At 60.7% G+C, this 25,154-nt stretch carries 27 protein-coding genes; 12 read left to right on the forward strand and 15 right to left on the reverse strand.

Annotated elements, in window-relative coordinates; genetic code table 11:
• The 3 genes from Q9290_RS14405 to Q9290_RS14415 form a co-directional block, all read right to left on the reverse strand.
• Positions 1–224, reverse strand: a 224-nt coding sequence (locus tag Q9290_RS14405) for a hypothetical protein (protein WP_306080345.1), incomplete at its 3' end; no start/stop codon positions are given.
• Positions 181–693, reverse strand: a complete 513-nt coding sequence (gene slyD, locus Q9290_RS14410) for a peptidylprolyl isomerase (RefSeq protein ID WP_306080346.1) — start codon at positions 691–693, stop codon at positions 181–183. The genes Q9290_RS14405 and slyD, both read right to left, overlap by 44 nt.
• A 239-nt stretch (positions 694–932) precedes the next feature.
• Positions 933–1,133: a YheV family putative zinc ribbon protein gene (locus tag Q9290_RS14415; protein ID WP_306080347.1), complete on the reverse strand. Its 201-nt coding sequence runs from the start codon at positions 1,131–1,133 to the stop codon at positions 933–935.
• A gap of 62 nt (positions 1,134–1,195) precedes the next feature.
• On the opposite strand from Q9290_RS14415, the gene Q9290_RS14420 reads away from it, so the two are divergent.
• Genes Q9290_RS14420 through Q9290_RS14435 form a run of 4 tightly spaced genes read left to right on the forward strand, consistent with a single transcriptional unit; the run spans position 1,196 to position 5,087 of the window.
• Positions 1,196–1,885: a hypothetical protein gene (locus Q9290_RS14420; RefSeq protein ID WP_306080348.1), complete on the forward strand. Its 690-nt coding sequence runs from the start codon at positions 1,196–1,198 to the stop codon at positions 1,883–1,885.
• A 30-nt stretch (positions 1,886–1,915) separates the two neighbouring features.
• Positions 1,916–3,814, forward strand: coding sequence for an ABC transporter ATP-binding protein (locus tag Q9290_RS14425; RefSeq protein ID WP_306080349.1), 1,899 nt, complete (start codon positions 1,916–1,918; stop codon positions 3,812–3,814).
• A complete protein-coding gene (locus Q9290_RS14430; RefSeq protein WP_306080350.1) occupies positions 3,811–4,236 on the forward strand; it encodes a TIGR02444 family protein in 426 nt (141 codons plus the stop codon). The genes Q9290_RS14425 and Q9290_RS14430 overlap by 4 nt, the downstream gene beginning before the upstream one ends.
• 11 nt (positions 4,237–4,247) lie before the next feature.
• Positions 4,248–5,087, forward strand: coding sequence for a 23S rRNA (adenine(2030)-N(6))-methyltransferase RlmJ (locus tag Q9290_RS14435; RefSeq protein WP_306080351.1), 840 nt, complete (start codon positions 4,248–4,250; stop codon positions 5,085–5,087).
• A 249-nt stretch (positions 5,088–5,336) separates the two neighbouring features.
• Here the strand turns inward: Q9290_RS14435 and Q9290_RS14440 are convergent, their stop codons facing one another.
• The 3 genes from Q9290_RS14440 to Q9290_RS14450 all read right to left on the reverse strand — a co-directional run bounded on the left by Q9290_RS14440 (position 5,337) and on the right by Q9290_RS14450 (position 7,996).
• Positions 5,337–6,179, reverse strand: a complete 843-nt coding sequence (locus Q9290_RS14440) for a LysR substrate-binding domain-containing protein (protein WP_306080352.1) — start codon at positions 6,177–6,179, stop codon at positions 5,337–5,339.
• Positions 6,180–6,227: 48 nt separating this feature from the next.
• Positions 6,228–7,331 carry a 1-acyl-sn-glycerol-3-phosphate acyltransferase gene (locus Q9290_RS14445; protein WP_306080353.1) on the reverse strand — a complete coding sequence of 368 codons (1,104 nt, stop codon included), beginning with the start codon at positions 7,329–7,331 and terminating at the stop codon, positions 6,228–6,230.
• A 77-nt stretch (positions 7,332–7,408) separates the two neighbouring features.
• Entirely contained in the window at positions 7,409–7,996 is a 588-nt protein-coding gene (locus tag Q9290_RS14450) for a LysE family translocator (protein ID WP_306080354.1), read from the reverse strand.
• 119 nt (positions 7,997–8,115) lie between these two features.
• Between Q9290_RS14450 and Q9290_RS14455 the strand changes: the two genes are divergently transcribed.
• The 3 genes from Q9290_RS14455 to Q9290_RS14465 are packed head-to-tail and all read left to right on the forward strand — an operon-like array spanning position 8,116 to position 10,254.
• Entirely contained in the window at positions 8,116–9,105 is a 990-nt protein-coding gene (locus Q9290_RS14455) for a hydrolase (RefSeq protein ID WP_306080355.1), read from the forward strand.
• Positions 9,102–9,326, forward strand: coding sequence for a YheU family protein (locus Q9290_RS14460; protein ID WP_306080356.1), 225 nt, complete (start codon positions 9,102–9,104; stop codon positions 9,324–9,326). Before Q9290_RS14455 ends, Q9290_RS14460 begins: the two co-directional genes overlap by 4 nt.
• Positions 9,327–9,384: 58 nt before the next feature.
• Positions 9,385–10,254 (forward strand): phosphoribulokinase, encoded by an 870-nt coding sequence (locus tag Q9290_RS14465; RefSeq protein ID WP_306080357.1) that lies wholly within the window; start codon positions 9,385–9,387, stop codon positions 10,252–10,254.
• 85 nt (positions 10,255–10,339) lie between these two features.
• Here Q9290_RS14465 and Q9290_RS14470 read toward each other — a convergent pair whose 3' ends face one another.
• Complete coding sequence (locus Q9290_RS14470; protein ID WP_306080358.1) at positions 10,340–10,744, reverse strand: OsmC family protein; 405 nt, start codon at positions 10,742–10,744, stop codon at positions 10,340–10,342.
• Between the two features lie 176 nt (positions 10,745–10,920).
• On the opposite strand from Q9290_RS14470, the gene crp reads away from it, so the two are divergent.
• Complete coding sequence (gene crp / locus Q9290_RS14475; protein ID WP_306080359.1) at positions 10,921–11,559, forward strand: cAMP-activated global transcriptional regulator CRP; 639 nt, start codon at positions 10,921–10,923, stop codon at positions 11,557–11,559.
• A gap of 82 nt (positions 11,560–11,641) precedes the next feature.
• Here the strand turns inward: crp and Q9290_RS14480 are convergent, their stop codons facing one another.
• From Q9290_RS14480 to hutI, 6 genes are all read right to left on the reverse strand, one after another.
• Positions 11,642–12,745: a phosphoribosylaminoimidazolesuccinocarboxamide synthase gene (locus tag Q9290_RS14480; protein ID WP_306080360.1), complete on the reverse strand. Its 1,104-nt coding sequence runs from the start codon at positions 12,743–12,745 to the stop codon at positions 11,642–11,644.
• A gap of 98 nt (positions 12,746–12,843) precedes the next feature.
• On the reverse strand, positions 12,844–13,512 hold the full coding sequence (locus Q9290_RS14485) for a metal-dependent hydrolase (protein WP_306080361.1): 669 nt from the start codon (positions 13,510–13,512) through the stop codon (positions 12,844–12,846).
• A 109-nt stretch (positions 13,513–13,621) separates the two neighbouring features.
• Positions 13,622–15,730 carry a TonB-dependent receptor family protein gene (locus Q9290_RS14490; RefSeq protein WP_306080362.1) on the reverse strand — a complete coding sequence of 703 codons (2,109 nt, stop codon included), beginning with the start codon at positions 15,728–15,730 and terminating at the stop codon, positions 13,622–13,624.
• 193 nt (positions 15,731–15,923) lie between these two features.
• A complete protein-coding gene (gene hutH / locus Q9290_RS14495) occupies positions 15,924–17,456 on the reverse strand; it encodes a histidine ammonia-lyase (RefSeq protein WP_306080363.1) in 1,533 nt (510 codons plus the stop codon).
• Between the two features lie 5 nt (positions 17,457–17,461).
• The gene (gene hutU / locus Q9290_RS14500; protein WP_306080364.1) at positions 17,462–19,144 is read right to left on the reverse strand and encodes a urocanate hydratase; all 1,683 of its coding nucleotides are present in this window, start codon (positions 19,142–19,144) and stop codon (positions 17,462–17,464) included.
• Positions 19,145–19,189: 45 nt separating this feature from the next.
• Positions 19,190–20,389 (reverse strand): imidazolonepropionase, encoded by a 1,200-nt coding sequence (gene hutI / locus Q9290_RS14505; RefSeq protein WP_306080366.1) that lies wholly within the window; start codon positions 20,387–20,389, stop codon positions 19,190–19,192.
• A gap of 266 nt (positions 20,390–20,655) precedes the next feature.
• Between hutI and Q9290_RS14510 the strand changes: the two genes are divergently transcribed.
• Positions 20,656–21,192, forward strand: coding sequence for a YaeQ family protein (locus Q9290_RS14510; protein ID WP_306080368.1), 537 nt, complete (start codon positions 20,656–20,658; stop codon positions 21,190–21,192).
• Positions 21,193–21,273: 81 nt separating this feature from the next.
• On the opposite strand, the gene hutC is transcribed toward Q9290_RS14510, so the two are convergent.
• The gene (gene hutC / locus Q9290_RS14515) at positions 21,274–21,981 is read right to left on the reverse strand and encodes a histidine utilization repressor (RefSeq protein WP_306080369.1); all 708 of its coding nucleotides are present in this window, start codon (positions 21,979–21,981) and stop codon (positions 21,274–21,276) included.
• Between the two features lie 157 nt (positions 21,982–22,138).
• On the opposite strand from hutC, the gene Q9290_RS14520 reads away from it, so the two are divergent.
• Positions 22,139–22,612, forward strand: a complete 474-nt coding sequence (locus tag Q9290_RS14520; RefSeq protein WP_306080370.1) for a MarR family winged helix-turn-helix transcriptional regulator — start codon at positions 22,139–22,141, stop codon at positions 22,610–22,612.
• Positions 22,613–22,627: 15 nt separating this feature from the next.
• On the opposite strand, the gene Q9290_RS14525 is transcribed toward Q9290_RS14520, so the two are convergent.
• The gene (locus Q9290_RS14525) at positions 22,628–23,206 is read right to left on the reverse strand and encodes a YjaG family protein (protein WP_306080371.1); all 579 of its coding nucleotides are present in this window, start codon (positions 23,204–23,206) and stop codon (positions 22,628–22,630) included.
• A gap of 150 nt (positions 23,207–23,356) precedes the next feature.
• On the opposite strand from Q9290_RS14525, the gene Q9290_RS14530 reads away from it, so the two are divergent.
• Both Q9290_RS14530 and Q9290_RS14535 read left to right on the forward strand, forming a co-directional pair.
• Entirely contained in the window at positions 23,357–24,301 is a 945-nt protein-coding gene (locus Q9290_RS14530; RefSeq protein ID WP_306080372.1) for a D-2-hydroxyacid dehydrogenase, read from the forward strand.
• Positions 24,301–24,873 carry a uracil-DNA glycosylase family protein gene (locus Q9290_RS14535; protein WP_306080373.1) on the forward strand — a complete coding sequence of 191 codons (573 nt, stop codon included), beginning with the start codon at positions 24,301–24,303 and terminating at the stop codon, positions 24,871–24,873. The genes Q9290_RS14530 and Q9290_RS14535 overlap by 1 nt, the downstream gene beginning before the upstream one ends.
• Positions 24,874–25,154 lie beyond the last annotated feature (281 nt).

Here is a 25,154-nt window from a genome sequence, read left to right on the forward strand (position 1 = left end):
TTTTCAATCTGTTCGACGAGAGCCAATTTAAAAGTCAGCGAGTAATCGCGTTGTGTTCGTTTCACACCTTGTCCCATTGGGGTCTCCATATCTTCGGGGGAAAGGTGTAAACCATATTCAGGACGGGACACGGGCAACAAAAAAGGCGCCGAAGCGCCTTTTTTCATGATTGCGTGCTGCTTAGTGATGATGACCGCAGCAGCCGCCATCGTGGTCGTGATCATGGTCGTGCTCGCCGTGCACGTGGCCGTGGGCCAGCTCTTCTTCGGTGGCTTCGCGCACTTCACGCACCACGCCCTTGAACGACAGGGTCATGCCTGCCAGCGGGTGGTTGCCGTCCACTTTCACGTATTCCTCGGCCACTTCCACAATGGTCACCGGACGATGGCCATCATCGGTCTCGGCCACAAAGGTGTCGCCTTCGGACACTTCCATGCCATCGAACAGTTCACCGGGCACCGACTGCACCAATGCCTCGTCGTAATCACCGTAGGCCTGATCCGGGCTCAGGGTGACGTCGAAATCTTCACCGGCCACCTTGCCGGCCAGCTCGCTTTCCAGACCGGTCACCAGATAGCCGGTACCGTGCAGGTATTGCAGCGGCTGCTTGTTCTCGGTGGAGTCCAGAATTTCGCCCTCGGCGTTACTGACGGTAAAGTCCAGTGTGACCACTGCGTTGTCGGATACTTTCATGGGAATGAGCCCTGGGTAAAAATGGTGGCTCATAGAATACATGATGGGCCCGCGGGATGAAATGAAGCCCGTGAAGATTAAAAATGGCCCCGAAGGGCCATTGGCGGCAGAATTCAAGAAAACACAGGGAATGGAACTTGCGCTCTGCCGTGCAGCCAGTCTAGCCCGAAAGGCCAGCCGGCACCAAGCCTGAAGCCGGCAAGCGGCCAGAAAGCATACGAATGGCAGGGAATAACCGGCTAGTCCGGCCGAAACACGCCGATAATGTCGCCGGTGGCGGCAGATTCCACCTGCTGCTCGGCCTGGCTTTGATGGTGGCCGCAGTGCACACACTCGACCTTCTCGACACCATGCTCCATATACAGCATCATGGTGTCCGCCGACTGGCATTTCGGGCAGACGGCGCCGGCAATAAACCGCTTTCTACGACGGGTTTCCATGGAACGGGATCCTGTACCACTAATCATTTTTAAAATTCTCCGCCAAAAACGAACCAACCACAATGACCGCAAGCGCCCATTACAGCATTCATCATCAGCTTTTCGATCTGCCTCACTTAACGCCCGGCAAACGCCGCCGCCACCTTAAAGGTGTCCTGCTGCTGGTACATGAAGGATCGGGCCTGTTGCAGCTCGGCCGCCGCTATTTTCCGCTGACCACGAACGAGGCCGCCTTTCTGCCCGCCGACACCCTGTTCGCCTGGCACGCCCTGGCCGGCAGCCGGGTGAGCCGTGTTGAGCTGTCGTGCCGGCTGGCCCAGCCGCAGCAGGCCGGGCGGCTTCAACCCACGGCGCTGCTGGCGGCCATCACCGGCAAACTGGCCGGCTGGCAGGGCGAAAAGCACTGGCAAGGTCCCTATGGCCGCCTGTGCCGGGCCCTGTATGACGAGCTGCCGGCACAGGCCCTGCTGCCTTTTGAGTCCATGTCGTCCCTGGCCGCTCAAGTGAGCGAGGCGTCCGCCGGGCTCGGTCTCGACGAGGAGCAACACCAGGCCTTTCGCCGGCAGTTTGGCTGCGATCTGGCCAGCTGGCAGCGTCAGCTCGCTCTGCTGCACATGCTGCGGGATCTGCCCAAAAGCCCGAATCCGGACCAGCTTGCCCGAGAACACGGGTTCGCCTCCTTTCCCCAGTTCGAGCAGGATTGCCGCCACTGGCTGGGAAGCCCCTGTCATACCGGGGGCAAAACCGGGTAAAATACCGCTTTTGCACAATTCCGGGTTTCTATGATCACCCTCAGCCAGATTGAATTGCTTCGGGGCGGCCGCCCCCTGTTGAAAGACGCCAGCGCCACCATTCACGGCGGCCAGAAGGTCGGCCTGGTGGGCAAAAACGGCTGCGGCAAGTCCACCCTGTTTGCCCTGCTCAAGGGCGAGCTCACCGTCGACAGTGGCCAGTTCAGCCTGCCCGCCGACTGGCAGCTGGCCAGCGTGGCCCAGGAAACCCCGGCGCTGCACTGCTCCGCCCTCGACTACGTCATTGACGGCGACCACGAATACCGCCGCCTGTGCCGGGAGCTGGAGGCCGCCGAGGCCCGCCACGACGGCATTGCCATCGCCGAGCTGCACGGCCGGCTCGAGACCCACGGCGGTTACCACATTCACGCCCGTGCCGCCGCCCTGCTGCACGGCCTGGGCTTTGCCAGTGACGCTCAGGGCCGACCGGTGAGTGATTTTTCAGGGGGCTGGCGCATGCGCCTGAACCTGGCTCAGGCGCTGATCTGCCGCTCCGATCTGCTGCTGCTCGATGAGCCCACCAATCACCTGGACCTGGACGCGGTGATCTGGCTGGAGCGGTGGCTGAACAGCTATGACGGTACCCTGATTCTGATTTCCCACGACCGGGACTTTCTCGATGCCGTGGTCAACCGCGTAATTCATATCGAAAACAACACACTGAACGAATACACCGGCAACTACTCCGACTTCGAACGCATGCGCGCCGAACAGCTGGCGCTGCAACAGTCGCTGTTTGAAAAGCAGCAGCGGGCACTGAGCCACATGCAGAATTACGTGGACCGCTTTCGCTACAAGGCCAGCAAGGCCAAGCAGGCCCAGAGCCGGCTCAAGGCCATGGAAAAGATGGAGCGCATTCTGCCCGCGCACGTCGACTCGCCGTTCAGCTTCAGTTTCCGTCCGCCGGCCAGCCTGCCGGTGCCGCTGATCGCCATGGAAAAACTGGCCGCCGGTTACGGCGACAGGGAAATTCTGTCGAACATCAAGCTTAACCTGGTGCCGGGCTCGCGCATCGGCCTGCTGGGCCGTAACGGCGCCGGCAAGTCCACCTTTATCAAGCTGCTGGCCGGCGAGCTTTCTCCCCTGTCCGGCAAGCTGGAAGCCAGCAAGGGCGTGGCCCTGGGTTACTTTGCCCAGCACCAGCTGGAAAGCCTGCATCCGCAGGAGTCGGCCCTGACTCACCTGGCCCGGCTCGATCCCAAAGCCACCGAGCAAAGCCTGCGCGACTATCTGGGCGGCTTTGATTTTCATGGCGACAAGGTGAAAGACCCGGTCGGGCCCTTTTCCGGCGGCGAAAAGGCCCGGCTGGTGCTGGCGCTCATTGTTTACCAGAAGCCCAACCTGCTGCTGCTCGATGAGCCCACCAACCATCTGGATCTGGATATGCGCGAGGCCCTGACCCTGGCGCTGCAGGCCTTTGAAGGGGCCATGGTAATCGTGTCTCACGATCGCCACCTGCTGCGCGCCACCACCGACGAGTTCTATCTGGTGGACAGTGGCAAGGTTGAAGCCTTTGACGGCGACCTCGACGACTACCACCAGTGGCTGACCGAGCAGGACAAAACGGAACAGGCCGCCGACACGCCTTCGGCCGGGGACAACTCGGCCCTGGCCCGCAAGGCGGAAAAGCGCCGCCAGGCCGAACTGCGCCAGCAAACCCAGCCCCTGCGCAAGGCCATCGCCAAACTGGAAAGCCAAATGGAGCGCTGCCAGCAACAGCTGGCCGACATCGAGCAGCAACTGGCGGATCCGGACATTTACGCGGCCGAGCACAAGGCTCGCCTGCAGCAGTTGCTTAAAGATCAAAGCCCGTTGCAACAACAGCTGGCCGAGGCTGAAATGGAATGGCTGGAGCTGCAGGAGCAGCTGGAAGCCCTGGAGCAGTCATGATCAGCGCCGATGAGCTGTGGCAGTTCAGCGAGCAGCATTACGGTCGCCCCGGCGTGGCCGCTGCCTGCCTTGAACTGCAGGACGCTCACGATGCCAACGTGAACCTGATGCTGCTGCTGTTGCTGCTGGAAGAGCGAGGGCTGACCGTCGACATCGCGCCCTTTGCCCCGACGCTGGAAAATCGCCGGGGCATGTTTGCCCACTGGCGCACCTTGCGCCGGCGGCTGAAGGCGCAGCTCGATGCCGACGACTACGCCCAGCTGCTGCAACACGAGCTGGAGCTGGAACGCTGGCAGCAGCAAGAACTGCTGTCGGTGCTGGCCGGCCTGCCCGTTGCCGCCGGCAGTGGCGCCCTGCTCACTTACCTCAACGCGCTGCAGGTGGCCGATGCGCCCCTGTGGCAGCTCAAACTTGCCGGTTAAGAGACCTTATCATGCTTAGTTATCGTCACGCCTTTCACGCCGGCAACCACGCCGACGTGCTCAAACACGCGGTGCAGGCCTTTATTCTTGAGTCGCTGTGCGCCAAGGACAAGGGCTACAGCTATATCGACACCCACTCCGGTGCCGGCGGTTATACCCTGAGCCACGAGTGGACCCAGAAAAAGGCAGAATACCTGGGCGGCATTGCAAAGCTCTGGAATGAACAGCAAAAATGGCCGCAACTGGCCGGCTATTTCGCTGCCATCAAGGCCATGAACCAAGGTGATGAGCTGGAACACTACCCGGGCTCGCCCCTGGTGGCGGCGCATTTTCAGCGCCCTCAGGACAAACTGACCCTGATGGAACTACACCATAACGAGGTGGAGCTGCTGCGCCACAACCTCGCCGGTGACGGCGTGGCCATTCACCATCGTGACGGCTTTGAAGGCCTGGTGGGGCTGCTGCCGCCCACTCCCAAACGTGGCCTGGTGCTGATTGACCCGCCCTATGAGCTGAAAGAAGACTACCAGCGGGTGGCCAGCACCCTGAAGAAGGCCCACAAGCGCTGGCCCATCGGCATTTACGCGGTGTGGTATCCGCTGCTGGCCAAGGCCGTGGATCGCAGCGACGGGCTGAAAGCGGCATTGGCCAAACTGGGTTTTGAGCAGGTGCTGTGCGCCGAGCTGAGCGTTCAGGCCCAGGCCGATGACTTTGGCATGCACGGCTCCGGCATGATAGTGCTGAACCCGCCCTGGAAACTGGATGAAAAGCTCGCCGAGCTGCTGCCCGCCTTGAGCCGAACCCTGGCCCAGGACGAGCAAGCCGGTTTTAGCCTGGAATGGCTGAAATAAACTAATCGTTTGCGAAGCAGTGCACTACCGTCGGTCAAAGCGCACTGCTTCTCCGGCACGCTGTAAATACATCCATGTACGCTCCGTCGCGTCATCCCTGACGCGAAGGGCACGGCGAAGCAGACACCCTTTGCCCTCCTCAGCACGCTCAACGTTCACTGCATACAGGCAACGCTGATGCTTCGAGAGCTCAGAACTCAGCAAACAGCCCTGTTCCAGTCCCAGCTCCCCAATCCCTACTCCCCGCCTTTAAAGCGCTTCCTGCTTTAACCAGTCCCGCACCATGGCAATGTCGTTCAGGCGGGGGGAGTCGGGCCGCCACACCAGATAGTAACGGTGGTGAGGCGTCAGCTCGGTGGCAAAGGGCCGGCACAGCCGACCCTCGCGCAGCAGATCCGCCACCAGCACCGAGCGGCTGAGCGCCACTCCCTGCCCTGCCAGCACCATTTCCAGCCCCAGATTGCCGTCGTCCACGGTGAGCTGACGACAGTGCGGCAAAATCTCCTCGTTGCCGCTCAGGGCAAGCCAGTTGGCCCAGCTGACACCGGCATATTCGGGGCCGGCCACCAGCGGCAGGCTGATCAGGTCTTCTACCCGCTGCAACCTGGCCGCCAATGCCGGCGCGCACACCGGAAAGGCGGTGTCGCTCATCAGCCACTCGCTATGCAGCCCTGTGTAGTTTCCTTCACCATAACGAATGGCCAGATCCACCTCGCCGCCGGCAAAGTCGGCGAGCTGCTGGCTGGGGTGCAAACGCAGTTCAAGGTGGGGATGGGTTTCGGCAAAACGCCACAGCCTGGGCATCAGCCAGCGGGCGGCCAGGGATGGCAGTACACTAAGCTGAAGCGGCCCGGCGGCGGGCTGAGTGAGCCGGCTCAGGCCACGCTCAAGCTGAGCCAGCCCCTGCTCCACAAAGGGCAGCAGCTCGCGCCCCTCATGGGTCAGCGCCATGCCGGCGCCCCGGCGCACAAACAGCCGGCAACCGAGGGAGGCTTCCAGATTACGGATTTGCTGACTCACCGCCGCCTGGGTCACGCACAACTCGGCGGCGGCGGCGGAATAACTGCCGTGGCGGGCGGCCACGGCAAACATGCGCAGGCCGCTCAGCCGGCTGGCAGTGACAAGCCGGGGGTTCAGACCTTACCCCTTGTTCAGCACCGGCCGGGCATACATGGCCAGCACCCGTTCACGCAGTTCGGCGGGCACGGCACTCATGTGCTGCTCAAAGGCGCGGCGGGCGGTGGCGTCCACGTCCACGGTCTGGCCCGCCGCCAGCAGATTGCTGGGAAACAGGTGATAGTTGGCGTGAATTTCCCGGTCTACCGCCAGCGCCAGCTCGTCGGCATTGTCGAAGTCACCGGTCATGGGCCGGCCAAAGGCCACATGCACCCTGCCCTTCTGGCCGGTAATGCCCTGGACGATGCTTTGAATATCCTCGAACTCGCTCTTTTCATAGCCGCCTTGGGTTTCCTTGGCATGCAGTTCGCGGGCCTTGGCCACGTCGCCGGGATCGTATTCATAGGAAATGGACACCGGCACCAGATTCAGGCTGCGAATATAGTCACTGAAAGGAATTTTCTGCTTTTTCCCTTCCATGTAAAACATCTTGAGAATGGCCGGATCCGTCTTGTCGTCCCCGTCCTTGGCCCGGCCTTCCTTCTGGGCTATCCAGATGGAGTGCTGCTCGTCGAGGGAATGGCGCAGGTAGGCAGACAGCTCGCTGAAAGCCTTCATCATTTCCCGCGGGCCCTTGGCGGAGCGCTTGACGATAAAGCTCTTGTTGAGCTTCATCAGCTCGGTGGCGCAGGGCTTGCGCAGCAGGTTGTCGCCGATGGCAATGCGTACCGTGTCCATGTCATGGGTATACAGACCCCAGTTGACAAAGGCCGGATCCATGGCGATATCCCGATGGTTGGAGATAAACAGGTAACCGGTGTCGGGACGCAGGTGCTCCAGGCCGGAGTAGGTCACGCCCGTGGTAGAGCTGGTGATCATCTTTTCCATAAAGCCGGCCACTTCCATCTGCACTTGGTGCACGCTGTTCACCTTGCGCCAGCGCCAGCCCAGATAGAGCCGGATCAGCTGCTTGACCAGGCCGCCGCCCAGACGGGACAGGCCGGCAAAACGATAGCGGGCGATGGCGCCAATAAACTCATCGTCGGCGATCAGCCGCTCAAGGGCGCCGGCGACTTCGTCATCCCGGTAGGGACGAATCTCTTTAAACAAATCTGTGTCAGAAACCATGACTGCCTTGGATCGAGGACAAAAAACCGGCCAGATTTTACACCCTTTGCGCCCAAACTCTAACGGTTAACCGCAAATCAATGCCAGATCATCGCCACGCAGGCAGCGGTCAGCCCGCCCATCACGCCATTAAAGCGGCGCCAGTCGCGCTCGGTGCGCAGCCAGCGGCGTACCCGCATGCCGATCAGGGTCCACAGGTGGCCGGTGATCAGGCCAAAAAACAGAAACACGCCCAGCACACTCCAGGCCGAGCTCCAGTACTGCTCGCCGGCCAGGGTAAAGCCGCTGATGGCGGAAATGGCCATCAGCCAGGACTTGGGATTGAGAAACTGGAACAGGGCGCCCTGATGCCAGCTCATGGGGCGCTCGCCGGCCTCGGGAGGCGGCGCCGTGGCAATGCGCCAGGCCAGCCACAACAGGTAACCGCTGCCGGCCACCTTGAGCCCCCACTGCAGCGCCGGCCAAAGTTCAAACAGCCGCCCCAGTCCCAGGGCGGTCAGCAGCATCAGCCCCTGCAGGCCAAGCATGATGCCCAGCAACAGTTTAAGGCTGGCCAGATAGCCGCTGCGGGTGCCGGAGCTGGCCAGCAACAGATTATTGGGGCCGGGGGTACCGCAGGCCGCCAGGGCAAAGCCGGCCACCGGACCGAGCAGGGCAATCTCCATGATAGTGTTGTCACCGTGGTAAATGAGAGCATCGTTTTACTCGATTTTATCAGCGCCGCCCAGTATTTTAACCCTACCGGCCCGTCAGCGCCGGCCGTCACATACCAGCACAGGACACCATGATCCATTCCAGCCGCTTTCAGCCTCCCTGGTGGGCCCGTAATCCGCACCTGCAGACCATTCTGGCCCGCACCCTGCACCGTACTCGCCAGCTGTACCAGAACGAACGGCTGGAGCTGCCCGATGGTGACTTTGTGGATCTGGCCTGGGCCACGCCCCTGCAAAGTAAGCAGGCTCCGCTGGTGGTGCTGTTTCACGGCCTGGAAGGCTGCGTGCAGTCTCATTATGTGCAGGGCATGATGGCGGCCCTGCACGGACGCGGCTGGCAGCCGGTGCTGATGCACTTTCGCGGCTGCAGCGGCGAACCCAACCGGCTGCTGCGCGCTTACCATTCAGGTGCCATTGAGGATCCGGCCTTTGTGCTCCAGGTGCTGCGCCGGCGTTTTCCCGGCCGGCCCATGGCGGCCATCGGCTATTCCCTGGGCGGCAACATGCTGGTGAATTACCTGGCCAGTCACAGACGCAACCCGCTGTGCGCTGCCGTGGTAGTATCGGCGCCGCTGCAACTGGCAGCCTGTGCCGACCGCATTGGTCAGGGGCTGTCGCGTCTGTATCAGCGTTATTTACTGGGTCGCATGAAGCACAACTGGCAGCGCCGGCTGGCCCGGCACCGCCACTCTGCCCTGGCCAGCAGCGTGACCAATCTGGCCCGGGTGAACAGCCTGCGGGCGTTTGACGATCACATTACCGCGCCCCTGCACGGTTTTGCCGACGCCGACGATTATTACCGCCGTTGCTCCGGCCTGCCGAAGCTGGCCGACATCATTACCCCCACCCTGGTGCTGCACGCCGCCGACGATCCCTTTATGACCGACGCGGTGATCCCCGAAGCGGATGCCCTGCCGCCGGCCATTACCTACGAGCTCAGCCGTCACGGTGGCCATGTGGGCTTTATGCAGGGCCGCCCCTGGCGACCGCGCTACTGGCTGGAACAACGGGTGCCAGCCTGGCTGGAGCACCATTGGCCCCCAACTCAGGAAACCCCATGATCATTCCCTTTCGTGAACTGCCCGAAGACACCCTGAACAGTTTGATTGAGCATTTCGTGCTGCAGGAAGGCACCGAGTACGGCGATCAGGACGTCTCGCTTGAGCAAAAAGTATTCGAAGTAAAACAACAGCTTGAGCGGGGTGATGCGGTTATCGTCTACAGTGAGCTGCACGACAGCGTCAACATAGTGCCGGCACAGCGCTTCGGTCACAAACCTTGACCTGCCCCCGGGGCACTGCGTATAAACACTCACGGTTTCATCAATTTAAAGGTTCGTCATGTCCGCCAAGCACCCCATCATAGCGGTGACCGGCTCTTCGGGTGCCGGCACATCGACCTCCACCGACGTGTTTCAGTCCATGTTCGCCCAGCTCGGGGTCAAGGCCGCCGTACTGGAAGGCGACAGCTTTCACCGCTATACCCGCCCGGAAATGGACGTGGCCATTCGCCGGGCCCGGGAGCAGGGCCGGCACATCAGCTACTTTGGCCCCGAAGCCAACGACTTCGAACTGCTGGAGCACTTTTTCAAGGAATATGGCGACACCGGCACCGGCCAGTTCCGGCGCTATCTGCACACCTTTGACGAAGCGGTACCCTTTAACCAGATGCCGGGTACCTTTACTCCCTGGCAACAGCTGCCCGATGACACCAACCTGCTGTTTTATGAAGGCCTGCACGGCGGCGTGGTCACCGACGAGCACAACGTGGCCCAGCATGTGGATCTGCTGGTGGGCATGGTGCCCATCGTCAACCTGGAGTGGATTCAGAAACTGATCCGCGATACCGCCGAGCGCGGCCATTCCCGTGAAGCGGTCACCGATTCCATCGTCCGCTCCATGGAAGACTACATCAACTTCATTACGCCGCAGTTTTCCCGTACCCACATCAACTTTCAGCGGGTACCCACGGTGGATACCTCCAACCCGTTCAGCGCCAAGGTGATCCCCAGCCTGGACGAGAGCATGATGGTGATCCGTTTTCGTGGCATCAAGAACGTCGACTTCCCCTACCTGCTGGCGATGATCGACGGCTCCTTTATGTCCCGGCGCAATACCATAGTGGTGCCCGGTGGCAAGATGGGCTTTGCCATGGAGCTGATTTTGCGCCCCATGCTGGAACAATTACTGGAAACCGGCAAAATTCGCTGATGACCCGGGTTATCTTTCAATTACAAAAATGCCGGATATCATCCGGCATTTTTAATTACAGCCGCGCTTTTTTTAATACTGTGACTCAGGCTTCGCGGATTTCATAAGAAGATGTGATCTGCACCGCCTTTTCCAGCATTTTAATCACAGAGCAGTATTTTTTCATGGACAAGTCCACCGCCCGCTCCACCTGTTTTTCCGATAACTCTCGGCCGGTGACCACAAAATTAAGGTGAATGGCGGTAAATACGCGGGGGGGATTTTCCGCACGCTCGGCACTGAGCTCGGCTTCGCACCCGGTAATATCCTGGCGGCCCTTTTCCAGAATGGACACCACATCGATGGCGCTGCAACCGCCGGCACCCAGCAGCACGTGCTCCATTGGACTGGCCCCCTGCCCCGGATTGGTACCATCCAGAACAATTTTGTGTCCAGACTCGGATACACCTTCAAAACACATGCCCTGCAACCAGCTGACCTTGGCTTTCATAGTTACTCCTCCAGAAAAAACCGCATATTAGCCTATTGCCGGCCTGCATCAAGAGCAGGATAAAACCGGCACGGCTCTTGATGAAGACCCCCAAGCCTTTTATGCTAGCTGCTCACCCACGCAATTAGGTATAAGGCCGGGCCGTTGAAGCCCAGGTCGTCTCAAGAGGAATATTCATGGTTATCGGCAAGCCCCAAAGTGACCCGACCCTGGAATGGTTTTTGTCACATTGCCATATTCACAAGTACCCGGCCAAAAGCTCGCTGATCCACGCGGGTGAAAAGGCTGAAACCCTCTATTACATCGTCAAGGGTTCGGTTGCCGTGCTGATCAAGGATGAAGATGGCAAGGAAATGATCCTGTCCTATCTGAACCAGGGTGATTTCATCGGTGAACTGGGCCTGTTTGAAGAAACCGACAATCCGGTGCGCACCGCCTGGGTTCGGGCCAAATCGCCCTGCGAAGTGGCCGAAATTTCCTACAAGAAGTTTCGCCAGCTGATCCAGGTGAACCCCGAGATCCTGATGCGGCTGTCGGCCCAGATGGCCACCCGTCTGCAGACTACCAGCCAGAAAGTGGGTGACCTGGCCTTCCTGGATGTGACCGGCCGCATTGCCGAAACCCTGCTGAACCTGGCGCGCCAGCCCGACGCCATGACTCACCCGGACGGTATGCAGATCAAGATCACCCGCCAGGAGATCGGTCAGATCGTGGGCTGCTCCCGGGAAACCGTGGGCCGGATCCTGAAGATGCTGGAAGAGCAGAACCTGATCACCGCCCATGGCAAGACCATAGTGGTGTTCGGTACTCGTTGAACCGCACTTAAGCCATGAAAAAACGCCACCGCATGCGGTGGCGTTTTTGTTTCTCATTGTCTGACGTATAAGGCCGGCGGGCTTAATCCACCAACCCGTAATCATCGCGCAGAATGGCGATAATGTCGGCCTTGGGGTTATCGGAGAGCTCCAGTTTTTGGCCGGTGATTTTCTCGGCAATGCCCACATAGGTACTGGAGATCTTCATCAGCACGTCTAACGGCAAGGCGTTGTCACGGGCCAGGGCTTCCCGCTCGTCCATGCGCGCCTTGTTGAGCAGAATGTCCGGATCAGGAAAGTACTTGAGCAGCAGCTGACGAAAGTCCTCTTTCGAGTTTTCCACGATGCGGCCTTCCCGGTAGGCCGGGCCGTCCCAGATGCGGGACGAGTCGGGGGTGCCCACCTCGTCCATGTAGATCAGCTTTTCATTACCCTGATCGTCGGTGACATAACCAAACTCGAACTTGGTATCCACAAAGATCTGGTCGATTTTCGCGAGCTCTCCGCTGATGACGTCAAAGCCTTCCTTCAGCAGCCGCTCATAAAGCGCAATGTCGTCCTGGCTTCTGAAGTTAAAGGCGGCGAAGTTGTCTTCGATGTTCTGACGGGTGATGTTGACGTCGTCCGCTTCCGGCACGCCGGGGATGCCTTTGAGAATGCCCTTGGTGGATGGGGTCATCAGCAGCTCGGGCAGCTTTTGATCCCGCTTGAGATCGTCGGGCAGGCGAATACCGCAGAACTCCCGCTCGCCCTTTTCGTAGCTACGCCACATGGAGCCGGTAATGTACTGGCGACAGATGGCCTCGATCTTCACCGGGGTGGCCTTTTGCACGATCCACACAAAGGGATGGGGAATATCGAGAATGTGACTGTCAGCCAGCCCCTGTTCCTTGAACAGCCGGAACCAGTGGTTGGAAATGGCGTTCAGTGCCGCGCCCTTGCCGGGCACGCCGTTCAGACCCTCTTCACCATGCCAGATGCAGTCAAAGGCGGAAATGCGATCGCTGATCACCATGATCGCCAGGGGGGCGTCGGGGGCGACCTTGTAGCCCTTTTCCCGAATCAACCGGCGGCTGTCTTCCTCGGTCAGCCAGTAAACGGAGCGCACCTTGCCGCTGTGCACCGGCTGGCGGGTTCGAATGGGAAGGTCGTTGTTAACGGCCAAAACCTTGTCTGCGAGGCTCATCACTTGTGTCCTGTGTGTGAAGTATTGAAGCGTCGCTGCACACCGGCCCGGCGTTATTTTGATTCTGTAATAGGCACGGCGCAGTCAGCGCCGCCATTCTACCAGATGTGTAAAACCGGCAATAGCCGCGCCAGCAGCTCGGGTTGTGCCGGTGTCAGCCACCAGCTTCCCGCCAGCAGCGCCAGCAACAGCAGATTAGGCAGCGGCGCCGGCCACTCAATCAGCTTGAGCGCAGTGCCGAACGACTTCTTGATGCGTCGTCCTTCCAGATCGATGCTGTAGAGTTCGTCCAGTAGCAGGTGAATGCAGGCGCCGAGAAACACAAACAGGCCGGTGAGCCAGGCCAGCTCGGCGCCCAGCCGGAACAAACGGTCGGCCACTACCACGGTCACCAGACCAAACACGGCATTGGCCAGCAGCGAATGCAGACTGGCCCGGTGCACGGTAAAATGAGCAAAGGCCCAGCACAACGGATAACGCACCAGGCCATAGGCCACCGCCCCCAGCACAAAGGTATCGACCAGGGAAAGATGCTGCTGGCCAAACAACAGCGCCAATATGGCCGCCAGCGCCCCAAACAGCCGGAACACGATATCCAGGGAATGGGACGAATCCGAGTCCATGTCCGGCAAAATGCCGCCCAGGCTGCCCGCCAGCCACAGCAGACAGGCCTGGCTCAGGGACACCTCGCCGGCCCACACCATGCCGGCGGCGAGCAGGCCGCTGGCGGCGCTGGCCACCTGAATATGGGTTCTGAAATTCGCCATCGACCACGTTCCCGGCGTTAAAAAAGAAGCCGAGTCTAGCACGGGACTACTGGACAAAAAAACAGGGGCTGCCGAGGCAGCCCCTGTTATGCGACCCGTATTGTCCGGCTCAGAAGCTGAGCTGGCCTTCCAGCACATAGGTGCGTCCGGGCATGGGCAGCCGGCCCACCGGGCTGACGTCGGCCCCCCGGAAATAGGCGTCGTCGTCCAGCAGGTTGTTCACGCCCAGGCCCACGTTCAGGGTCATGTCATTGCCCAGGGCAATATCCCGGCCCAGGCGGGTGTTGATCAGGGTATAGGACGGCAGCTTGCCCGCACTGCCGTTGGGTTCTTCCGTTTGAGTGTTGGCGGTATCGCTGAAGCTTTCACCGGCATACAGTGCGGTGGCGCTGGCGGTCCACAGGCCGGTCTGGTAAACGGCGTCGGCACTCACACGATGACGCGGCGCGTTGGGCAGCTCATTACCGCTGTTGTCGCCGCTCAGCAGCTCTGTATCCAGGAAGGTATAACCCAGGCCCAGGGCCAGCTCGCCGGTCGCCTGCCAGCGGCCTTCCAGCTCAATGCCCTGCTGGCGGGTCTCGCCCAGGTTCTCGTACACGCTCTGGGCCTTGTTGTACTGGATCTGATCCTCATAGTCGATGCGGAACAGGGTGGCGCTGGTTTCCAGGCTGCTGTAAGGCTGCCAGCGGGCGCCCAGCTCGTAGTTCCAGGCGGTTTCGTTGGCCACCGCGCCTTCACGGATCACCTGGGCGGTTTGCACCGGCACCAGGGAGCGCTGGGCGTTGGCGAACAGGAACACCTCATCGGTGGCCTGCAGGCCCAGGGTCAGACCGGGCAGCCAGGCCGTGGTGTGGTTGTCGCTGATGTCGCCGGAGTTGTCATCCCGGTAATCGGTACGTACCTCTTCGTAACGAATGCCCGGGGTCAGGGTCAGGCGGTCGTCCAGCAGGCTGATGGTGTCACTGACATAGGCGGCATAGGCATTGGTGGTAAAGTCCCAGTCCCGCACGGTATCGTTGTAGCTGCCATCGGACAGTTGCAGACGGTTAACGTCAAACTCCACCTCTTCCCGCACATAGCGACCGCCCAGCATCAGGGTATGGTTGCCCAGCTGCTTGGTCACTCGCGGCTCGGTCCCGTAAACATTAAAAATGCGGGGCGAGTCAGCCACGTGGGTCGCTTTATTGGCCGGATCCATATCGTAAGACAGCTTGGGATTGCCGGTATCGGGATCAATCTTGATTGTTTCATGCTGACCAAAGAAAAAGGTGCGATCCGCCCGGTGGGCAAAGTTTCGCCACTGGAATTCCAGCTCTTCGCTGGGGGTATGGATCCAGGTCAGGGTGCCGCGCCACATGTCGGCATCATAGCCATCGTAAGGACGCTGGGACTGGTTACGATCAGCCTCATAGGCGGCCGGGCTCAGGGCGCCGGGCAGAGCGGCGGTCACATCGTAGTACTGCAACTGAGCCTTGAACTCGTTGATGTCATCGGCGAAATAGTCGACATCAAAAATATAGTTCTGTACCTCGGTATCGGAATGGTCCCGAAAACCGTTGCCCTTTTGCAGGTTGGCCTGAAACTGCAGGCCCAGATTGTCGGTCACGAAACCGCCGGCCCGGTAATAGGTGTCGGTAAGTACATGACCGGTGTCTTCGGCGATCAGCAGCCGCTCGCGCAGGGTTTGCTCAAAGGCATTGGGAATGGGTTTGGTGATCAGGTTGAGCACACCGCCCACGTTGTTGGGACCATAGTGCACGGCAGCGCCGCCCCGGGCGATATCCACCGCCTCCAGGCTGGGCAGGGTCACCGGAAACAGCGACACCCCCACATTGGTGTAAGGGCCGATGGCCACCGGGTAACCGTCCACCAGCAGCTGCACCCGCTCGCTGCGCAGCGGGTTCAGGCCGCGTACGCCGATATTGGGCAGAATGCCGGTACCGGTTTCATCCAGCACCTGAATGCCGGGCACCTTGCGTAGAGCATCTTCCAGGTTAAGGGCACCGCGCTCGTGCAGCTCTTCGCTGTCTACCACATTACGGGCACCGGTATACGTCTTGACGGACTCCTTGTCGGAGGTGCCCAACCAGTCTCCTTCCACCACTATCTGATCCAGCTGGGTGCTGGCAACCTCGGCAGCAGCCAGGGGCAGGGCGGGCATCAGCGCCAGGCTGACAAACATGCTGAGAGGACGACGGCAGAAGCCGGCTGACTTCACTTTCCTTGCAGATGACATAAAACAAAACCAAATGATAATAATTGACGTTTGCGTATTGTTTTTTATACCCCTGAATTTTTCAATAAAAAATTGAACTTTTTCCATTTTTTATGACCCAGCGCAGACAGCACCCGATAAAGAAAAAGAGGAGCATGCGCTCCTTTTTTGTTGGTGTGATTCTGTTATCGCCGGCTCAGTGGCTGGGCAGCAGCCCTGCCGGCACCAGATGGCTGAGCACGTTGTCCTTGAGCAGGACGTTGGCCTGCTCGATATCGGGAGCAAAGAAGCGATCCTTGTCGTAATAGCTCACTCGCGCGCGCAGAGTCTGGCGCGCCTGCTCCAGCAACTCTGTGGTGTGCAGGCCGCCGCGGAAGTCCAGCCCCTGGCAGGCCGCCAACCATTCGATGGCCAGCACCCCGCGGGTGTTTTCCGCCATGTCCCACAGCCGGCGACCGCCGTTGGGGGCCATGGACACATGGTCTTCCTGGTTGGCGGAGGTGGGCAACGAGTCCACCGAGTGCGGGTGAGACAATGCCTTGTTGTCGGAGGCCAGGGCCGCCGCCGACACCTGAGCGATCATAAAGCCGGAGTTGACCCCGCCGTTTTCCACCAAAAAAGGCGGCAGACCCGACATATGGGTGTCCATCATCAGCGACACTCGGCGCTCACTCAGGGAGCCGATTTCGGCAATGGCCAGCGCCAGGTTGTCGGCGGCCATGGCCACCGGCTCGGCGTGGAAGTTGCCGCCGGAAATCACGTCGTTGTCGTCGGCAAACACCAATGGGTTGTCGGACACGGCGTTGCCTTCAATCAGCAACACCTCGGCGGCCTGGCGTAGCTGGGTCAGACAGGCGCCCATCACCTGGGGCTGGCAGCGCAGGGAATACGGGTCCTGCACCTTGGCGCAATTCACGTGAGAGCGGCTGATTTCGCTCGCCTCGCCCAGCACATGGCGATAGGCGGCGGCGGCGTCGATCTGCCCCTGCTGGCCACGCACGGCGTGAATACGCGCATCGAACGGACGACGGGAGCTCAGAGTGGCTTCTACCGTCAGGCCGCCCACGGCAATGGCGCCGGCGAACAGATCTTCCGCCTCAAACAGGCCGCGCAGGGCAAAGGCGGTGGACACCTGGGTGCCGTTAAGCAGCGCCAGGCCTTCCTTGGGCGCCAGCCCCATGGGCTTGAGGCCGGCGATCTCCAGCGCCTGGCCGGCGCTGATGATCTCCCCCTTGTAACGGGCATGACCTTCGCCCAACAGCACGCAACTCATGTGCGCCAGTGGCGCCAGATCGCCGGAAGCGCCCACCGAGCCCTTGCCGGGAATGCAGGGATAGACCTCGTGGTTGACCAGGGCCATCAGCGCCTCCAGCACTTCCAGGCGAATACCGGAAAAGCCCCGGGCCAGGCCGTTGATCTTGAGCACCATGATAAGCCGCACCAGCTCATCACTGATCAATTCACCCAGGCCGGTGGCATGAGACAACACCAGGGAACGCTGCAGAGTTTCCAGATCCTCGGGCTGAATGCGGGTATTGGCCAGCAGGCCAAAGCCGGTATTGATGCCGTACACGGTGCGGTCTTCCGCCACCATGCGGTTAACGCAGTCCACCGAGGCCTTAATGGCACCGTGAGTAGAAGGGTCCAGGCTCAGCTTGACCGGCTGTTCATAGGCCTGGCGCATCTGTGCCAAGGTCATTTTTCCGGGGTTGATGGTCAGAGTGTTCATTGTGCTCAGTCCTTATTAACCATGGGCAGATCCAGGCCCTGCTCGCGGGCACAGTCAATGGCAATATCGTAGCCGGCGTCGGCGTGACGCATCACACCAGTGCCCGGGTCATTGCGCAGCACGCGGCTCAGGCGGGCATCGGCAGCCTCGGTGCCGTCGGCCACAATCACCACGCCCGAGTGCTGGCTGAAGCCCATGCCCACGCCACCACCATGATGCAGCGACACCCAGGTGGCACCGCCAGCGGTGTTCAGCAGGGCGTTCAGCAGCGGCCAGTCGGAGACGGCATCGGAGCCATCCTGCATGGCCTCGGTTTCCCGGTTGGGGCTGGCCACCGAGCCGGAGTCCAGGTGATCCCGGCCTATTACTATGGGCGCCTTGAGCTCGCCATTTTTCACCATGTCATTGAAGGCCCGGCCCAGACGGGCACGATCCTTGAGGCCCACCCAGCAGATCCGCGCCGGCAGCCCCTGAAAGCTGATCCGCTCCCGGGCCATGTCAAGCCAGTTGTGCAGGTGCGGATCATCGGGGATCAGCTCCTTCACCTTGGCATCGGTCTTGTAGATGTCTTCCGGATCCCCGGACAGGGCCACCCAGCGGAACGGGCCAATACCCTGGCAGAACAGCGGACGAATATAGGCCGGCACGAAGCCCGGGAAATCAAAGGCGTTCTCCACCCCTTTTTCCTTGGCCATCTGGCGAATATTGTTGCCGTAGTCGGTGGTGGCGGAACCCCGCTCCTGCAGCGCCAGCATGGCACGCACCTGAATGGCCATAGACTCCTTGGCGGCGTCCACCACCGCGGCTTCGTCCTTCAGACGCATGTCGGCGGCGTATTCCATGGTCCAGCCTTTCGGCAGGTAGCCGTTCAGCGGATCATGGGCGCTGGTCTGATCCGTGGTCACGTCGGGCACTATGCCCCGCTCAACGATCTCGGGGAAAATATCGGCACAGTTGCCGAGCAGGCCCACGGACACCGCCTCGCCCTTGCTCTTGGCCTCGTCGATGATGCCCAGGGCTTCATCCAGGCTGTGGGCCTTTTTGTCGACATAGCGGGTGCGCAGACGGAAGTCGATACGGGTTTCGTCGCATTCCACCGCAATACAGCTGAAGCCGGCCATGGTGGCGGCCAGGGGCTGGGCGCCGCCCATGCCGCCCAGACCACCGGTGAGGATCCAGCGCCCCTTGGCCTCGCCGCTGAAGTGCTGCTTGGCCATGGCCACAAAGGTCTCGTACGTGCCCTGCACAATGCCCTGAGAGCCAATGTAAATCCAGGATCCGGCGGTCATCTGGCCGTACATCATCAGGCCCTTTTTATCGAGCTCGTTGAAATGTTCCCAGTTGGCCCAGTGGGGTACCAGGTTGGAGTTGGCCAGCAGCACTCTGGGGGCATCGGCGTGGGTCTTGAACACGCCCACCGGCTTGCCGGACTGGATCAGCAGGGTTTCATCGTCTTCCAGGCGGGTCAGCACCTCGGCAATGCGATCAAAGCAGGGCCAGTTGCGCGCCGCGCGACCAATACCGCCGTACACCACCAGATCCTCGGGCCGCTCGGCCACGTCCGGGTGCAGGTTGTTGTGCAGCATGCGGTAGGCGGCCTCGGTGAGCCAGCTTTTACAGATTTTGTTGACGCCGGTGGGCGCCTTGATGACGCGGCTGGGATCGTGACGGTTGCTTTGCTGAGCCATGGAAAATTCCCTCTTCAGTGTCGTAATCAATACGGTTGTTTCAATTCAGTGACCGGCAAATACGCGCTTCGCCAGGGTGGGCAGGCCCACGCTGTAGGCCAGCTCCGCCGGATTGCTGGTATTCCACAAACAGAAATCTGCTCGCAGGCCGGGGGCAATGCGCCCGGTGTGTTGGTGCAGCCCAAGCGCCTGAGCACCGTGGGTGGTGACGCCGCTCAGGGCTTCCAGCGGCGTCAGCCGGAACAGGGTGCAGGCCATGTTCAGCATCAGCCGCAGGCTGAAAATCGGTGAGGTGCCGGGGTTGGCGTCGGTAGCCAGGGCCATGGGCACCTTATGGCGGCGCAGCAACGCAATGGGCGGCACTTGAGTTTCGCGCAGCATATAAAAGGCGCCCGGCAGCAGGGTGGCGACGGTGCCGGCCTCGGCCAGCGCGGTTACCCCGGCTTCATCCAGGTATTCGATGTGATCCACCGACAGCGCGCCGGCCCGGGCAGCGGCGGCACTGCCGCCCAGGTTCGACAATTGTTCGGTATGACCCTTGATGGCCAGACCATGCTGTTTGGCGGCGGCATACACCCGCTGGCACTGGGCCACGGAAAAGCCGATGCCCTCGCAGAACACGTCCACCGCGTCGGCCAGGCCTTCGGCGGCCGCCGCCGGTATCATGCGGTTGCACACCAGCTCGATATAGCCGTCGGCATCGTCTTTATATTCCGGCGGCAGGGCATGGGCCCCGAGCAGGGTGGTCACCACCTGTACCGGCCGCTCACACCCAAGGCGGCGGGCCACCCGCAGCATTTTCAGCTCGTCTTCCACGGTGAGGCCGTAACCGGACTTGATCTCCACCGTGGTCACGCCCTCACTCATCAGCGCCTCAAGGCGCGGCAGGGCGGCGGCAAACAGCTCGTCCTCGCAGGCCGCGCGGGTGGCGCGCACCGTGCTGAGAATGCCACCGCCGGCCCGGGCGATGTCTTCATAGCTCTTGCCTTCGAGCCGGGCCTCAAACTCACCGGCGCGGCTGCCGCCAAACACCAGGTGGGTATGGCAGTCCACCAGCCCCGGGGTCAGCAGCCGGCCCTCGGCGTCAATTACCTCGCCGGCCACTCGCTCGCCGGCCGGCAGTTCACTCATGGGGCACACCCGCTCGATCAGACCCTTGGTGACAGCCACCGCCATGGGCTGGCCGGCGGTGGTCAGGCCGTCAAACAGGGTGACGTTGATCCAGAGGCGATCCGGTTGTGACATGAGTGACTCCTTGCTGTGCTATTTGTATATACATTTAAATAGAACAACGACTTCGCTGACAAGCAAAAAATCAGAATAAGTGGGAATAAACAGACAAGGATCACACAATTTATTTACATAAGCCGAACATAATCAGCCCTATTGTATATACACTTCATTCAGTCGCGCTTCAGTTGACACTCAAACGAACAGAATGCTGGCGCCGGCAACACTGGTCCGGTGTGTCGCTAGCCGTTACTATGTCCGCTTTTACACGGAACCCGTTCATGGCCCTTTCCGCCACCCTGCGCAAGGTGCGCATCAATATCAGTGATATGACCCGCCATTATTATCAGGCTCACAGCCTGACCGTGGCCCAACACCCGTCCGAAACCGACATTCGCCTGATGGTGCGGCTGCTGGCCTTTATGCGCCATGCCGGTGAAGACCTGTCCTTTACCAAGGGGCTGAGCACAGACGACGAGCCCGAGCTGTGGCAAAAGGCCCCCGACGGCCGCATTGTGCTGTGGGTGGAGCTGGGCGAGCCCAGCGTCAAACGCATCAAACAGGCTCTGTCCCGGGCCGAACAGGTGGTGATTTACAGCTATGGCGGCCGCAGCGCCATTGATTGGTGGAACAAGCACAAGGTGGAGCTGGGTCAGCTGCCCAGACTGGAAATTTTTCATCTGGCCGATCCGCAACCGGCGCAACTGGGGGAGCTGTGCCAGCGCAGCATGGACTTGTTCGCCACCCTGCAGGACGAGGAAATTCAGCTCACCGACGGCAGCCACAGCCTGGATCTGCAGCTGACCCGCTGGCGTTGAAACCAGGGAATAGGGATTGGGGACTTGGGATTAGACGACCGTGCATTTTTCCAGTCCCCAGTCCCTAGTCCCCGCCATCACTTATAGCTTCAATGTTGATCTCAGCTTGTAGCGGTTGCCGGGGTGCCAGAGCCGGGCGAAGCTCACCAGCTGGTTGAGGGACCAGGTGCGGCGGGTGACCAGCAGACAGGGTTGCTCTGCAGAAATCTGCAGCCAGTCGGCAATGTTGGCCGGCGCCAGCCGGGCCTCGACAATGTGCTCCATGTCCGACAGCGGGCACTGGGCCACCAGATAGGCATTGGGGGTCTGCTGCGTAAAATCGCAGCTCAGGTAGCCCGGCGCCAGCTGGGGATTGACGAAGCGCTCTTCCACCTGAATGGGCACGCCGTTTTCCAGGTGCACAAGTACCGAATGAAACACCCTTGAATTAAGCCGCATGCCCATGTGCAGCGCCACTTCCTCGTCGGCACGCCGGCTGTCCAGCACCAGCACCCTGTTGGCGTAATCATGGCCCCGGCTGCGCACCTCGTCGGCGATATTGTTGATGTCGGCCAGGGGCGACTCCGCCTTGGGCTCGGTGACAAAGGTACCCAGCCCGGCCCGGCGCATCAGGTAACCTTCCTGCACCAGATCACGAATGGCCTTGTGGGCGGTCATGCGACTGACGCCGAACTGGCCGGCCAGCTCCTGCTCGGGGGGGATCTGCTGATGTAGCGGATATTCCCCCGATTCGATACGGGCCAGAATATGCTGCTTGATCTGCTGGTAAAGGGGAATCGACTGGGTCACGGAGCCTCCTGCGCTGAACCTCAATTGTACATACAATTGCTCCTGAGTCACGGCCGCGCCGGTCAAACCATGAAGCGGATCTTTCCAGTCCGCCGCTTTTGCGCTATGGTGCGCGCAATTTTAACGAGCCCCCTGATAAAGAGAACACAGGTAGATTGTGGAAAAACATGAAGAGGTACTGGTGGCCCTGCGCCAGATCATCCGCGCCATCGATCTCCATTCCCGCCAGCTCAGCAAGGCGTCCGGCCTGACCGGTCCCCAGCTGCTGCTGATGCAGGCCATCAGCGAGCATGGCGACATCACCATGCGCAAGCTGGCCCAGGCCACCAACATGAGCCAGGCCACCGCCACCACCATCATCGATCGGCTGGAGCAAAAGCAACTGGTGCGCCGGGAACGCAGCCAGACCGACAAGCGCAAGGTGCATGCGGTACTCACCGAGGCCGGGGTAGAAAAGCTGAAAACCGCGCCGCGCCCGCTGCAGGAAAGCTTTATTCAGCGTTTTCAGTCGCTGGAAGAGTGGGAGCAGAACCTGCTGCTGTCATCCCTGCAGCGTATTTCTTCCATGATGAACGCCCACGATCTGGACGTGGCGCCCATGCTGCAGGTGGGCAGCCTGCTGCGCGAGTAATCACGCAGCAGCACCTTATTCCAGACCGATACCGATATTGGACACGCCGCCCTGAGCGGCAAAGTCCCGCACCGCCAGTATGGCCTCGGCTTCCCGAGGCTGTGCCACCCGCTCCAGCAGCTCCACCTGAAATTCCATTTCGGCTTCCATCAGCTCATGTTCGTAGAGCTCATGCTCTTCCAGCTCCCGCTCCGCCATCAGCTCGGCAAAGCCGGCCACCGTGCCCAGTGAGGCACTGCTGGCCTCCTGCGCTTCTTCACCAATGCGGCAGATCACCGAGTTGTAGGCCGCCCCAAGAGCCACACTGGCATCCAGGGCCGGATAGGCGCCATAGGATTCAAATTTGCTCGGATCCGGAATAAAATTCTCGAACGACTCCAGCTCGGCGGTCAGATCCACCCGCGATCCCTTGACCGTCAGGTAGGTCCAGAGCACGTCCAGGCAATGGCGAAAGCGGTCACCGTCACCAAAACCGGCGGTATCGGCAAACAACCGGTAGTTGGGATACATGCGCTCCGCCAGCGCCAGGGCGAACACGGTTTGCTGCCAGGGCGAGAGCTTGTTGAGTTTTTTGTAAAATTTATCGCCGAACACGCGAAATTCCTTGTGGTTGGGTTTACCCCGCAGCCCTCTTGCGCGTTTGCGCTGCAGGCTCACAGTTTGCGGGGGAAACACTGGTATAAGATTTTTGCTGTGTCATTGTCTCACAAAACCGGCGAACACCCCATTTCAAGGAGAACAGGTATGGCCAATCATACCCTGCTGCTGCTCAGCCAGGACAATCATCACTACCGGGATCTGCTGAGCAAGGCCTACCTGCCGGGCCTGACCGTGCTGATGCCCGGCAACGACAACGAGATTCGCGCGGGCCTGGAGCGGGCCGACATTATGCTGGGCGAGCCCGCCCGGATTCGTCCCTGGCTGAAGGAAGCCCGGCAGCTGAAATGGGTGCAGTCCACCTATGCCGGGGTCGATGTGCTGCTGAGCCCCGGCACCCGCCAGGACTACCAGCTCACCAATGTGCGCGGCATTTTCGGCCCCCTGGTGAGTGAATACGTGTTTGCCCACCTGCTGTCGCTGAACCGCCACCTGCGCCACTACCGGGAGCAGCAACGCCACCACAACTGGCAGCCCATTGCCTACCAGAGCCTGGCCGGCAAGACCATGCTGATCCTAGGCACCGGCAGCATCGGCCAGCACGTGGCCGGCACCGCCCGTCATTTTGGCATGCAGGTGCTCGGCATCAGCCGCACCGGCCGTGAAGCCCCCAACTTTGACCGCACTTATCAGCCGCCGGCACTGAACAAGGTACTGCCCCAGGCCGACGTGGTGGTGAGCGTGCTGCCCTCCACCCCCGAAACCCGGCAGTTGTTTGACGAAGAGCGGCTCAACTACATCAAGCCCGGCGTGGTGTTCTTTAACGTGGGCCGGGGCGATGCCGTGGACGAAACCGCCTTGCTGCACGCCCTGCGATCCGGCCGTATCGGTGCCGCCGTGCTCGATGTGTTCGCTACCGAGCCGCTGCCTGAAAGCAGCCTGCTGTGGGACATGCCCAACGTGGTGATCACACCCCACAATTCGGGCTACAGCTTTCCGGATCAAATCGTGACCCGCTTCAGCCGTAATTACCTGAAGTTTATTGAAGGTAAAGCCATGGAAGGGGTAGTGAACTTCGATCTGGGCTACTGATGAAACAACTGCTCGCCGACGTGCGCGCCTGCCGGTTGTGCGAGGCCGAGCTGCCGCTGGGGCCACGCCCGGTGGTGCAGCTGGGTGACGGCGCGCGCATTCTGATCATCGGCCAGGCGCCGGGCACGCGCGTGCATGACACCGGCATTCCCTGGAACGATGCCAGCGGCGACACCCTGCGCCGCTGGCTGGAACTTAGTCGCGAGCAGTTTTACGACCCTGAGCGTATTGCCATTATGCCCATGGGATTCTGTTATCCGGGCCGGGGCAAAAGCGGCGATCTGCCGCCCCGGCCCGAATGCGCTCCTACCTGGCACAAACGCATTCTGGCGGCCCTGCCCGACATTCGTCTGACCCTGCTGATCGGCCAGTATGCCCAGCGTTATTATCTCGGCAACCGATACCGCACTCTCACCGACACCGTGCGCCACTGGCGGGAGTTCGCCCCGGACAGGCTGCCCCTGCCCCACCCCTCGCCCCGCAACCGCCGCTGGCTGATGCAAAACCCCTGGTTCGAGCAGGAAGAGCTGCCTGCTCTCAGGGCTCGGGTGCATGAAGTTCTGAAAAGCTGAAAGCCGGAAGCCTCAGCAATGCGAAGCGACAGCACGGTTGCACTTCACGACACGCTTCATTGAAGGCCACTCATTAAAAAGCCTGCTGCGAACATACTTAATGTTCGTTCAGGCTTTTTACTTCGTCACGGCGAGCAAGCTCGCCCCATGTACGCTCGGCAAATGCATCTGACCGCCAGGGATGGCGGAAATGCCGAAAATGCAGGAGCAACTTTTCGGCCATGGCATTTGACGGTCGGCTACGGCAATCCCCGCTGTCACTTCGTGAAATTACAGAGCTG

The sequence above is a fragment of the Oceanimonas aquatica genome, assembly GCF_030732065.1.
GTDB lineage: Bacteria > Pseudomonadota > Gammaproteobacteria > Enterobacterales > Aeromonadaceae > Oceanimonas.